The sequence below is a fragment of the Azotobacter chroococcum genome (assembly GCF_002220155.1).
Classification (GTDB): Bacteria; Pseudomonadota; Gammaproteobacteria; order Pseudomonadales; family Pseudomonadaceae; genus Azotobacter; species Azotobacter chroococcum.
Window position 1 is genome coordinate 4,409,482 of the sequence record NZ_CP011835.1, and the last position, 11,694, is coordinate 4,421,175.

General features: G+C 67.1%; 6 protein-coding genes and 1 pseudogene. 2 read left to right on the forward strand and 5 right to left on the reverse strand.

Annotated elements, in window-relative coordinates:
• Positions 1–46: 46 nt before the first annotated feature.
• Positions 47–436 (reverse strand): hypothetical protein, encoded by a 390-nt coding sequence (locus tag ACG10_RS20620; protein ID WP_089169644.1) that lies wholly within the window; start codon positions 434–436, stop codon positions 47–49.
• A gap of 517 nt (positions 437–953) precedes the next feature.
• Here ACG10_RS20620 and ACG10_RS20625 point away from each other — a divergent pair.
• Together ACG10_RS20625 and ACG10_RS20630 are read left to right on the forward strand one after the other, a co-directional pair.
• A pseudogene (locus ACG10_RS20625) lies at positions 954–1,070 on the forward strand (HPP family protein); the annotation flags it as partial.
• 92 nt (positions 1,071–1,162) lie between these two features.
• Positions 1,163–1,984 carry a formate/nitrite transporter family protein gene (locus ACG10_RS20630; protein WP_089169646.1) on the forward strand — a complete coding sequence of 274 codons (822 nt, stop codon included), beginning with the start codon at positions 1,163–1,165 and terminating at the stop codon, positions 1,982–1,984.
• 61 nt (positions 1,985–2,045) lie between these two features.
• On the opposite strand, the gene ACG10_RS20635 is transcribed toward ACG10_RS20630, so the two are convergent.
• From ACG10_RS20635 to ACG10_RS20655, 4 genes are all read right to left on the reverse strand, one after another.
• Positions 2,046–3,365 carry an MFS transporter gene (locus ACG10_RS20635; protein WP_089169647.1) on the reverse strand — a complete coding sequence of 440 codons (1,320 nt, stop codon included), beginning with the start codon at positions 3,363–3,365 and terminating at the stop codon, positions 2,046–2,048.
• A 710-nt stretch (positions 3,366–4,075) separates the two neighbouring features.
• Positions 4,076–4,738: a peroxiredoxin gene (locus ACG10_RS20645; protein ID WP_089169648.1), complete on the reverse strand. Its 663-nt coding sequence runs from the start codon at positions 4,736–4,738 to the stop codon at positions 4,076–4,078.
• A 501-nt stretch (positions 4,739–5,239) separates the two neighbouring features.
• Positions 5,240–8,227, reverse strand: coding sequence for a M10 family metallopeptidase C-terminal domain-containing protein (locus ACG10_RS20650; protein WP_089169649.1), 2,988 nt, complete (start codon positions 8,225–8,227; stop codon positions 5,240–5,242).
• Between the two features lie 253 nt (positions 8,228–8,480).
• The gene (locus tag ACG10_RS20655) at positions 8,481–11,081 is read right to left on the reverse strand and encodes a glycosyl hydrolase family 28-related protein (RefSeq protein ID WP_089169650.1); all 2,601 of its coding nucleotides are present in this window, start codon (positions 11,079–11,081) and stop codon (positions 8,481–8,483) included.
• Positions 11,082–11,694: the final 613 nt, after the last annotated feature.

The window sequence follows — 11,694 nt, forward strand, 5'->3', positions numbered from 1 at the left end:
GCCGCATCTGAGCCGCGGAGCGCGGCGCAGGTGCGGCGGCGGAGTCTTACCGCTGCAGGTCGGAACGCGGCGGCACGGCGGGGACTTGCGGGGCCTGGACGTTCGGACGCGGCGGCTGGCCCTGCGGCTGTGGCGCCTGGGCGTTCGGACGCGGCGGCTGCCCCTGCGGCTGTGGCGCCTGGGCGTTCGGACGCGGCGGCTGCCCCTGCGGACGCGGCACCTGGGCGTTCGGACGCGGCGGCTGTCCCTGCGGATGCGGCGCCTGGGCGTTCGGGTGTGGCCGCTGGCTATGGACGGTCGGCGGAACGGTTTCGGGTGTCGGCGCTACGCGGGAAGCGCCTACCGCCGGAGCGGTACGGGGGGCGGGCGGGACCGACTCGGCAAAGGCCGGAGCGGCAATCAGGCCGGTAAGGGCAATCGCAAGAACTTTATTCATCTTTCTACTCTTTGGGAGCGAGGAACGCAGAAGGAGTGCAATGACAACGGAACAGCTTCAACGGGCGGCGCCCCTGACGGACAGAGGCCAGGCCGGACGCCTGGGCACTTGCGACGAGCAAATGGCAAAGCGCCATGCCAATGCTGCGCGTTGTGCCGCATCAAGGCAATTGCCTATCTGCCATGTCTTGAATGCCTTCGCACCCAAGCCGGCTTCTGGCTGCCGAAAGCCGCCTTTGACTGCAAAAAATTGCTGCAAACCGGCAAAATTATGAATTTGCCTCGACTCAGCCAGCCTTCAACCATGTGGCGACCTTGTCCTGCTCCGCCACGCATTGCCGCATGCCCGACAAGACCTCCACCCCCAGGCTGAAAACCCTGCTTCCCGTGCTGCTGCTCGCCGCCGCCTCCAGCCCCTTCGCCCGCCGCAGGGCGATACTCGCCGGCAACCTGCTGTGCGCGTCGATCGGCATCCTGCTGGGATCGCGCGGACTGGCCACGGTCCCGACCGCCGGCCGCTCTCCGAGCAGGCCCTGCACTGCCTGCCTGTGCTGGACGACGGCGCACGCCTGGTCGCCCAGACCGACCTGATCGCCGCGCTGTACCGGCTCTGGCTGCAGCAGCTGCCGGTCTGAGACGGACGCCGGGCGCCGGTGGACAGGGCCAAGCCCTCCCCTCTAGAGTGCGACCTCTGCCGACGCCGGGTCGGCGCAGCGGACTCTCTCGCATGACTCAACAACCCTTTCTCGGCGACAGCTGCCCGCCGGCGCAGATCGCCCGGCGCATCGAAGGCATGGGCGTCGCCAAGGCCCGCGTCGATACCCTCACCCTGCTGGTGCTCTCGGTGCTCGCCGGCGCCTTCATCTCCCTGGCCGCCCTCCTCTACACCGTGGTGCTCACCGGCAGCGAGCTGGGCTTCGGCCCGACCCGGCTGCTCGGCGGCCTGAGCTTCTGCCTGGGCCTGGTGCTGGTGGTGATCGGCGGCGCCGAACTGTTCACCGGCAACAACCTGCTGGCGATGGCCTGGGCCAGCCGGCTGATCGGCAGCCGCGAGGTGCTGCGCAACTGGGTGCTGGTCTACCTGGGCAACGTGGTCGGCTGCCTGGGCACCGTGCTGCTGGTGCTCTGGGCGGGCAGCGCCGGCCTGAACGACGGCGCGGTGGGCGAGATGGCGCTGAAGATCGCCCGTGGCAAGGCCGAACTGACCCTCGGCGCAGCCTTCGCCCGCGGCATCCTGTGCAACGCCCTGGTGTGCCTGGCGACCTGGCTGGCGATGGCCGGGCGCAGCGTGACCGACAAGATCCTCGCCATCCTCTTTCCGATCGCCGCCTTCGTCGCCCTCGGCTTCGAGCATTCGATCGCCAACTGGTTCTTCCTGCCCTTCGGCCTGGCGCTCGACGGCCAGGGCGCGGTGTCGCTCGCCGGCGCGGCCGGCAACCTGCTCGCGGTGACCGCCGGCAACCTGGTCGGCGGCACCCTGCTGGTCGCCGGCATGTACTGGCTGGCCTATCTGCGCGGCGGCGACACGCTGGAAGAGCGGCCGTCCTGAACCGCCCGCGCCAGAAAAGCGAAGGGGGCCGAATGGCCCCCTTCTTCATGGCGAACGACTCTCAGCTCTCGATCTTGCGCGGCGCCATGAAGTACATCCAGGTCAGCGCCAGGAAGTACATGCTCGGGATGATGACGAACAGCACGGCATAGTTGTTGTTGGTGGCGGTCAGCACGTAGCCGACGATCTGGGTCATGAACATGCCGCCGATCGCCGCGCACATGCCGCCGAAGCCGAACACCGTGCTCATCAGGTGCTTGGGCGTGTAGTCCATCACCAGGCTCCAGATGTTGGCGGTCCAGGCCTGGTGCGCGCCGACGGCCAGGGAAATCGCCAGCACCGCAACCCACAGGCCGCTGGCATTGGCGGCGAACACCACCGAGCAGATGCAGATGGCGAAGATCAGCATCGACACCAGGCGCGCGCGGATCGGCTTCACCCCGCGGCCGATGAGGAAGGACGAGAGGATGCCGCCGCCGATGCTGCCGAAGTCGGCGGTCAGCCAGATCAGCATGAGCGGGATGCCCATCTGGGTCACGCTGATGCCCAGGTTGTACTGCTGGTTGAGGAACGGCGGCAGCCAGTACAGGTAGAACCAGAACACCGGCGCGGTGATCATGTAGGCCACGGCGAAGGCCCAGGTGCCGCGCATGCGCAGGATGCGGGAGAAGGGCACCTTGACCGGCTCGGGCTCGGCTTCCTTGCTGATGTACTCCAGCTCGGACTGCCTGACCTTCGGATGCTCCTCGGGGTTGTAGTAGTTGATGGTCCAGAACACCAGCCAGACCAGGCCCAGCAGGCCCATGCCGACAAAGGCGGCCTGCCAGCCCCAGACGCTGAGGATCAGCGGCAGCAGCGCCGGGGTGACCATGGCGCCGACGTTGGTGCCGGCGTTGAAGATGCCGGTGGCCAGGGCGCGCTCGCCGGCCGGGAACCACAGGCGGGTGGTCTTCACGCAGGCCGGGTAGTTGGCCGCCTCGGTCAGGCCGAGGATGAAGCGGCAGATCATGAAGCCGACCGCCGAGGTCGCCAGGCCGTGGGCGCCGGTGGCCAGGCTCCAGAACAGCACGGCGAGGAAGAAGGCGCGCTTGACGCCGACCTTGTCGATGAAGCGGCCCTGCAGCAGGAAGCCGACGGCGTAGCCGACCTGGAACCAGAAGTTGATGTTGGCGTAGTCCATGGTGGACCAGCTCATCTCCTTGGCCAGGATCGGCTGCATCACGCCCAGCGCGGCGCGGTCGATGTAGTTCAGGGTGGTGGCGAAGAACACCAGGGCGAGCATGCCCCAGCGCACCTTGCCGACGGCCAGGGCGGCGCGGACCTTGCTGCCGACCGACTCATGGGCCGATGCAGGGGATTCGGCAGCCGTGGGTATAGCCATGGAAGTACCTTGCGAAGTGAACATTGTCAGTAGCCATCCGTTCGGGGACCGGGGATGCGGCAGTCCGGTCGAGCCTCTTTCGTGCTCCAGCAACGCCAGTGGAGTGAAAGGTCCTTTTCCAGGCGTGTAGCGAGCCCTCCTGCCGGCTGGCGGGAATGCTCCGGATTACTGGATGCGGTTAATGGCGCTGGTTCAGCGCAGCGGATTCAGCGGGAAGCTGGTCGGTCGCAACTAGGCCTTCTGGCGCAGACGGACGACGGCCAGGTGCGCAGGCCGCGACAGCGGGACATCCGCAAGGGCTTGATGGGGAAGAGCGCAGGCTTGGCGGAATTGAACTATGCACATGAGCGTTTACCGATCTTGAAGTTGTTATATACGGGCTCCGGTTGCCCGGCGAACACGCCTGCAACCTGGTAGCCATCTTGGCCAGCGCTCAAAAAAGCGTCAATCGACCAGCCGGGCTTCTGGTCGATAATCGAACACAACTAACCATCCGGTACATTTTGCGTTTCCGAAGAAGCCCCAGCCACGGCTCGCGCCTCCGGCGCCGGAAAGAACCGCGACCGAAGCGCCGCCCAGCCCGCCGAACCGGCACGCCAGGCAACGGCCAATCATGGAGTTTTCCCGGAAAATGGCTGCCGATCGTACGCATCTATCCGTATGAATGCGGCTTTGCCGACGGCGCTACGGACCGCCGCCGGCAACGCGACTCAGGCCGCGGACTGCTTGACGATGCGCAGGTAGGGCTTGGGTGCCTGCCAGCCCTGCGGGAACAGTTGCTTCGCCTCGTCGTCGGACACCGAGCCGGCGATGATCACATCCTCGCCCGGCTTCCAGTTCACCGGGGTCGCCACCTTGCTCGCCTGGGTGAGCTGCATCGAATCGAGCACCCGCAGGATCTCGTCGAAATTGCGCCCGGTGGTCATCGGGTAGCTCAGCATCAGCTTGATCCGCTTGTCGGGGCCGATCATGAACACCGAGCGCACCGTCGCGTTGGTGGCGGGCGTGCGGCCTTCCGAGGTGCCGGGCTCGTCCGCGGGCAGCATGTCGTAGAGCTTGGCCACTGCCAGGTCGGGGTCGCCGATCAGCGGGTAGCGGGGGAGACAGCCCTGGGTTTCCTCGATATCCCTGAGCCAGGCCTGGTGGCTCTCGACGGGATCGACGCTCAGGCCGATGAGCTTGCAATGGCGCCGGCTGAACTCCGGCTCGATCTTCGCCATGTAGCCGAGCTCGGTGGTGCAGACCGGGGTGAAGTCCTTGGGATGGGAAAACAGGATCGCCCAACTGTCGCCGATCCAGTCATGGAAGCGGATCCGGCCCTGGGTGGTCTCGGCGCTGAAGTCGGGGGCGATATCGTTGATGCGTAATGACATGAGCGAAGCTCCTGCGTGGGTCATTCGGACGGCGATTCCACCAGCGACCAGCAGCGCCCAGGCCCGGTGATCCACGACCCCCATCGGCGGCGGCGGACGGAGCCCGGGCAGGCGCCCCGCGGCGAACACGCCGGGCATGGCCTGCAGCGATCGCAGGCACTGCTTAGGTATAACCCCGCAGGCGTCTTATTCAAGCGCAGCGCCCGGATGCGGACCGCGCAGCGGGGCCTCTTTCGGCCAGCTCCCGTCGACGGCACAGGGCGCGCCGGCACAGGCGGCCGAGCCCCTCTGAAACGGTGGTTTCACATGAAGCCGGGCCGGGCGGGCTGGGGATGAGCGTGCGGCGGTCCGGGAGCGGCGGTCCGGCCAGTATGCCGGCCTGCACACCCACACCGGACGCATGGAGTGCAAGCTGCTGCAATGCAGGCCTGCGGTGAAAGCGGGAAGGAAGAAGAGCCGGCGAGCGGTGGAACGCGGGGGCGTCACCGCCCCCGCGCCGCTTCAGGCGACCTGCTCGGGCTGCGTGGTCGTGGTGCCGATCAGCTCGAGCTCGGTGGCCGTGGCGAAGATGAAGTCGTCCGCACCGAGCTGGTCGGCGTGGTTGCCTTCCAGGGCGATCTCGAAACGGTTGCCTTCGGCGTCGGCGTCGAGGTCCTTGAGGTAGGTCTTGGTGCCGGCATCGTTCAGGACGATCGCCAGGGTGCCGTCGTGCCCCGAGCCCAGGCCGGTGTAGCCGAGCGCCGAGAGGTCGATGAGATCGTCGCCGTGGCTGAAGTCGGTGATGCTGTCGATCTCGCTCACCCCGCTGTCGTAGTTGCGGAAGCTGTCCAGTCGGCTGCTGAAGCGGAACACGTCGTCGCCGCTGCCGCCGGTCAGGGTGTCGCGCCCCGCGCCGCCGTCGAGGATGTCGTTGCCGCCGGCGCCGTCCAGGCTGTCCTGCCCGGCCCCGCCGAGCAGCTCCTCGGCTGCGCTGCTGCCGGTGAGCGTGTCGTTGCCGTCGCTGCCCTCCAGCACAAGACGCCCGTCGAGAATCAGGTTGGCCGCGCTCAGCCCGCCGAGGTTGCCGTCCAGGGCGATCTCGAAACGCTCGCCCGCGGCATTCGCCTCGAAGCTCTTCAGGTAGGTGCGGGTGCCGGCGCCGTTCACCTGCACGGCCAGGGTGCCGTTGTAGCCGTCGCCGAGGCCGCTGAAGCCGAGCCCGGACAGGTCGATGCGGTCATTGGCCAGGTCGAAGTCGGTGATCAGATCGGCGAAGCTGCTGCTCGCCGTGCGGTGGCTGTCGGTCAGCTCGCTGAAGCGGAACACGTCGGCTCCGCCGCCGCCGCTCAGGGTGTCGCGGCCGGCGCCGCCGTGGATGATCTCATCGGCGCTGGTGCCGGCCAGCCTGTCGTTGCCGGCGGTGCCCTCGAGGATCCGCTGTCCGGTGGACGTGGCGAAGATGAAGTGCTCGGCGCCGAGCAGGCCCTGGTAGTTGCCGTCGAGGGAGAACTCGAAGCGGTAGCCGTCGGCACCGTTCTCGTAGCTCTTCAGGTAGGTGCGGTCGCCGGCACCGTTGAGCACCACGGCGAGGGTGCCGCCGTAGCCGTCGCCCAGGCCGCTGAAGCCCAGCGCGGAAACGTCGATCCTGTCCTCGCCCAGGGTGAAGTCGGTGATGCGGTCGCCCTGGTTGTCGAGGGTGTCGTAGTTGCGCTGGCTGTCGGTCAGCGCATCGAAACGGAACACGTCCGCCCCGGCGCCGCCGGTGAGGCTGTCGCGCCCGGCGCCGCCGACCAGGATATCGTTGCCGCCGGCGCCGTCGAGGCTGTCGTTGCCGGCGTGACCGAGCAGCGTCTCGGCAGACGAGGTGCCGAGCAGCGCATCGTCGCCCGCGCCGCCCTCGATGGCGGCACGCTCGAAGAGCAGGTTGCCGGCATTCAGCAGGCCTGTGAAATTGCCCTCCAGGGCGATCTCGAAGCGCCGGCCCTCGGCATCCGCCTCGAGGCTCTTCAGGTAGGTGCGGCTGCCGTCGGCGCTGGTCTGCAGCAGCAGGGTGCCGTTGTAGCCGTCGCCCAGGCCGGAAAAGCTCAGCTCGGAGAGGTCGATGCGGTCCTGGCTGGCATCGAAGTCGACGATCAGGTCGTTGAAGCTGGCGCTGGCGGTGCGGTGGCTGTCCGCGCGGGCGGAGAAGCGGAACACGTCGGCGCCCTCGCCGCCGGTCAGGTTGTCGCGCCCGGCGCCACCGTCGAGGATGTCGTTGCCGGCCCCGCTGTTCAGGCGGTCGTTGCCGGCATGGCCGAGGAGCGTCTCGTGGGCGTCGCCGCCGGTCAGCGTGTCGTTGCCCGCGCCGCCCTCGAGGGTCGCCTGCTGGCCGGTGCCGGACTGGTCGGAAACCGTCGAGTTGGCGCCCTGCAGCAGCACGGCGCCGCGCTGGGTGCCGTCGATGCTGTTGGCGTAGAGCCTGCTGTAGTCGGTGCCGTCGTTGCGCTCCTGGATGCCGTAGGTGGAATTGGCCGAGCCGGTGATGACGTTGCCTTCGATCCAGGTGTTGACCGTCGTGTAGAAGTTGCCGGAAACCCCGGCGGTATCGTCGTAGGACTGCAGGGTGATTTCCGGATAGGCACCGTTCTGCGCGTTGTCGTGGATCTGGTTGTCGAGGATCTGCACGTCCTGGGCGCCGTAGACGCGCACCCCGGAGGAGCCGTTGCCGTAGATGTCGGCGTTCTGCAGGGTGACGTCGTCGGCCAGCTTGATCAGCACGCCCTCGAGGCCGTTGTCGTAGTAGGAGCCGCCGTCGATCAGGATGTTGTAGGGGTGGGCAAGATCGTAGGAGCCGCGCTGCACCACCACGCCGGCGCCGCCGTTGCCGTAGGCGACGTTGCCGGTCATGGTGAAGTCGTGGGTGCTGGTGACGATGTTGAAGCCGTGGCGGTCGTTGTTGTAGGCGACGTTGTTCTCGAACACGCTGTCGATCAGGTAGTCGGCGACGAAGCCGTCGAGGCCGTTGTCGTGGGCGACGCTGTCGCGGATCGTCAGGTTGATGGTCTGCTCGTGGGGGTCGAAGCCGTAGCCGGACATCTCGCGGATTTCCACCCGCTCCAGGGTGACGTCGCGGTCGGCGCCGTCCACGCCGGGAATGTAGCCGTTGAACCAGCCGTCGACCTTGGCGGTGACGTTGTCGCGGTTGCCGTCGAGGGTCAGGTCGCTCATGCCGAAGTTGCTGGTTTCCTCGCCGTAGGCCGAGCGGACCATGCCGGTGACCTTCTGGTCCCAGCCGTCGACCAGCTTGATGACGGTTTCGCCCATGCCGGCGCCGACCATGTAGACGTTGCTCTTGATCATCAGGCAGCCGTCCGAGGGCTCCTCGCCGCCGCTGACCCGATACTCGCCGGCCGGCAGGTAGACGGTGCCGCCGCCCGCCGCGTGGGCGGCGTCGATCGCCGCCTGGATGGCGGCCGTATCGTCGGTGACGCCATCGCCCAGTGCCCCATAATCTTTGACGTTGAAATCCATCGGTTCGCTTCCCGTTCCAGTGAAATGCAGCCGAGCGCTGCTTGAAGATGGAGAGGAAGAGTCGACTGCGCGAACAAGTCTTTCCCGTCTCCGGCTTGGACGCGACTGCACGGCCCGGCTCGCCGGCGCCGGGGAGGCGCGCAAGCGAGACGGCCGACTGCGTAGCTGGGGAATGAGACTGGCGCGCGGGCCGTTAGTTCGCCCGTCCCAGAGCGCGTGCGAGGGCGTCCGGGGCGGGCGGGCGGGTGCCGCGTCAGGCCGCCAGGTCGGTCTGGCTGCCGCTGATGCCGAGCAGTTCCAGGTCGGCCGCATCGAAGGCTATATCAGCCTCGGAGAGGCTGTCGGCGAGGTTGCCTTCGAGGGCGATCTCGAAGTGGTTGCCCTGGGCGTCGGCCTCGCGATCCTTGAGGTAGGTCCTGGTGCCCTCCGCGTTCAACAGCACGATGAGGGTGCCGTTGTAGCCGTTGCCCAGACCACTGTAGCCGAGGGCGGAGAGGTCGATGAGATCGGTCCCGACGGTGAAGTCGACGATGTCGTCGACCCGGCTGGTCCCGCTGTCGTAGTTGCGGAAGCTGTCCTGACGGTCAGCGAAGCGGAAGATGTCCGCACCGCTGCCGCCGGTCAGGTTGTCGCGGCCGGCGCCGCCATCGAGCAGGTCGTCGCCCGCACCGCCGTCGAGCAGGTCGCGCCCCACACCGCCGAGCAGTTCCTCGGCCGCGCTGCCGCCGGCGAGCGTATCGGCGCCGCTGCTGCCCTCGAGGGTCTGGCGTCCGTCGAGGATCAGCTGCTTCTCGCCCACGCTGGAGAAATCACCCTCCAGGGCGATCTCGAAGCGCCGGCCGTCGGCATCCGCGTCGAAGTTCTTCAGGAAGGTGCGGTTGGTCTCGCTGTCGGTCCACAGCAGCAGGGTGCCGTTGTGACCGTCGCCCAGCCCGGTGAAGCCCAATCCGGAAAGATCGATCCTGTCCTCGGCCAGGTCGAAGTCGGTGATCAGGTCGCTGAAGTTGTCGCTTTCGGTGCGGTAGCTGTCGGTCAGCGCGCTGAAGCGGAAGGTGTCGGCACCCTCGCCGCCGGCGAGCTGGTCGCGCCCGTGGCCGCCGGCCAGGTTGTCGGCACCGGCGCCGCCGTTCAGCACATCGTTGCCCACGCCGCCCGCCAGGCTGTCGTCGCCGCCGGCGCCGTCGAGGCTTTCCGCCGCCACGCTGCCGAGCAGGGTGTCGTCGTCCTTGCCGCCGGCGATGGCGCTGCGCTCGAAGATCAGGTTGCCGCTGTCGAGCAGGCCGCTGAAGTTGCCTTCCAGGGCCAGCGTGAAGTGCCGGCCGTCGGCGTCCGCCTCGTAGCTCCTCAGGTAGGTGCGGCTGCCGTCGCTGTTGGTCAGCAGCGCCAGGGTGCCGTTGTAGCCGTCGCCCAGGCCGGTGAAGCCGAGTCCGGCCAGATCGATGCTGTCCTGCCTGGCATCGAAGTCGACGATCAGGTCGCTGAGGTTGCTGCTGGCGGTGTAGTAACTGTCGCGGACCGCGGTGTAGCGAAACAGGTCGGCGCCCTCGCCGCCGGTCAGCCGGTCGCGGCCGAAACCGCCGTCGAGGATGTCGTCGCCGGCCGCGCCGTCCAGGGCGTCGTCGCCGCTGGCGCCGATCAGCAGGTCGTCGGCCGAGGTGCCGGTCAGGCGGTCGTCGCCGCCACCGTCCTCGAGCAGCTGAGCATCGCCGGCGAAGCCCTGGCTGCTGGCGACATACGTCGAGTGGCTGCCGCTGAGCAGCACGGTGCCGCGCTGGGTGCCGCTGAGGCTGTTGCCGCTGACGGTGCTGTAGTCGGTGCCGTCGGCGCGCTCCAGTACGCCGTAGGTGGAGTTGGCCGAGCCGACGATGGTGTTGCCCTGCACTGTGGCGTTCAGCGTCTCGTAGTAGTTGCCGGACGCCCCGGCGGTATCGTCGTAGGCATCCAGGAGGATTTCCGCGTTGGCGCCGTTCTGCGCGTTGTCGTGGATGTAGTTGTCGAGGATCTGCACGTTCTCGGCGCCCTGCACCCGCACCCCGGCCGCGCCGTTGTTGTAGATCTCGGCGCCCTGCAGGGTGACGTCGGTGCTCATCTTGATCAGTACGCCCTCCCCGCCGTTGTCGTGGAAGGAGCCGCCCTCGACCTGGATGTTGTAGGGCAGCGCCCGGTCTTCCGAGTTGCGCTGGATGACCAGGCCGTTGGCGCCGTTGCCGTAGGCGACGTTGTTGCGGAACACGATGTCGTGGCTGCTGGTGGTGATGTTGAAGCCGTGGCGGCCGTTGTTGTAGGAGACGTTGTTCTCGAAGGTGCTGTCGATCTGGAAGTCGCCGACGAAGCCGTCCTTGCCGTTGTCGTGGGCGACGCTGTCGCGGATCGTCAGATTGATGGTCTGCTCGTGGGGATCGAAGGCGTAGCGCGACACCTCGCGGATCTCCACCCGCTCGACGGTGACGTTGTAGTCGGCGCCATCCTTCTCGGGAATGTAGCCGGTGTAGAAGCCATCGACCTCGCCTTCGGTGTTGTCCTGGTTGCCGTCGATGGTCAGGTCGCTGATGCCGTAGTCGTGGGTTTCCTCGCCGTTGGCCGAGCGGATGATGCCGGTGAGCTTCTGGTCCCAGCCGTCGACCAGCTTGATGACGGTTTCGCCCATGCCGTCACCGACCATGTAGACGTTGCTCTTGATCATCAGGGCGCCGTCGGAGGCCTCGTCGCCGCCGCTGACCCGGTACTCGCCGGCCGGCAGGTAGACCGTCCCGCCGCCGGCCTTGTGGGCGGCATCGATCGCCGCCTGGATGGCATCCGTGTCATCCGTTTTTCCATCTCCTTTTGCACCAAAATCCTTGACGTTGAACTCCATCTGTTTCTCTTCCGTATGCAAATTGCGCAGTCGAGCGCTTTTGAGGAAGTGAGACGGGGAGATGCCGACTGCCCGAACAAGCATTCCCTGCCTCTGGCATCGTCGCGACTACTCGACCCCTGCGCCCGAAGCGCGCCCGAGCGCTCCCTGAATGGGCATGGGAAATGCTCGACGGAAAGGTCGACGCGGTGCCGTTCGCCTAGACTGACGAACTGCTTTTTAGTTCTTTATGGAATTATGAATTTATTTTTAATAATTGACATGCGTCACAAAAACGCACGCCAGCCCCCCCTCAATCGCCCGCCAGGCCTTATCCCATCAGCGTTTCGGCACGTTCGTACCGATAAAAACCATCCGCTCCGCTGCGCCAGGGGGCATGTGCCACTCATCGTTTCCTCGCGAACTAATGATTTGCACGCCAGTCCCACCCCCGGCACCGCGTCGGCCTGATCCCCCGGAGCGTTTTCCCATGCCCTTCGAAAGCACCCGGAGGCGCTTCGGGCGCAGAGGTCGAACAGTCGCGACGATGCCGGGGGCGGCAAAGGCCGGCCGGCGTTTCCCGCCTCGACTCCTTCAAACCGCGCTCGGCTGCGCATTCAGCATACGGAAGCGA

Excerpts from the sequence above, each read along its gene's own strand:
- ACG10_RS20645 (WP_089169648.1), bottom strand. The coding sequence starts at position 4,738 with ATGTCATTACGCATCAACGATATCGCCCCCGACTTCAGCGCCGAGACC.
- ACG10_RS20630 (WP_089169646.1), top strand. The coding sequence starts at position 1,163 with ATGACTCAACAACCCTTTCTCGGCGACAGCTGCCCGCCGGCGCAGATC.
- ACG10_RS20655 (WP_089169650.1), bottom strand. The coding sequence starts at position 11,081 with ATGGAGTTCAACGTCAAGGATTTTGGTGCAAAAGGAGATGGAAAAACG.
- ACG10_RS20620 (WP_089169644.1), bottom strand. The coding sequence starts at position 436 with ATGAATAAAGTTCTTGCGATTGCCCTTACCGGCCTGATTGCCGCTCCG.
- ACG10_RS20635 (WP_089169647.1), bottom strand. The coding sequence starts at position 3,365 with ATGGCTATACCCACGGCTGCCGAATCCCCTGCATCGGCCCATGAGTCG.
- ACG10_RS20650 (WP_089169649.1), bottom strand. The coding sequence starts at position 8,227 with ATGGATTTCAACGTCAAAGATTATGGGGCACTGGGCGATGGCGTCACC.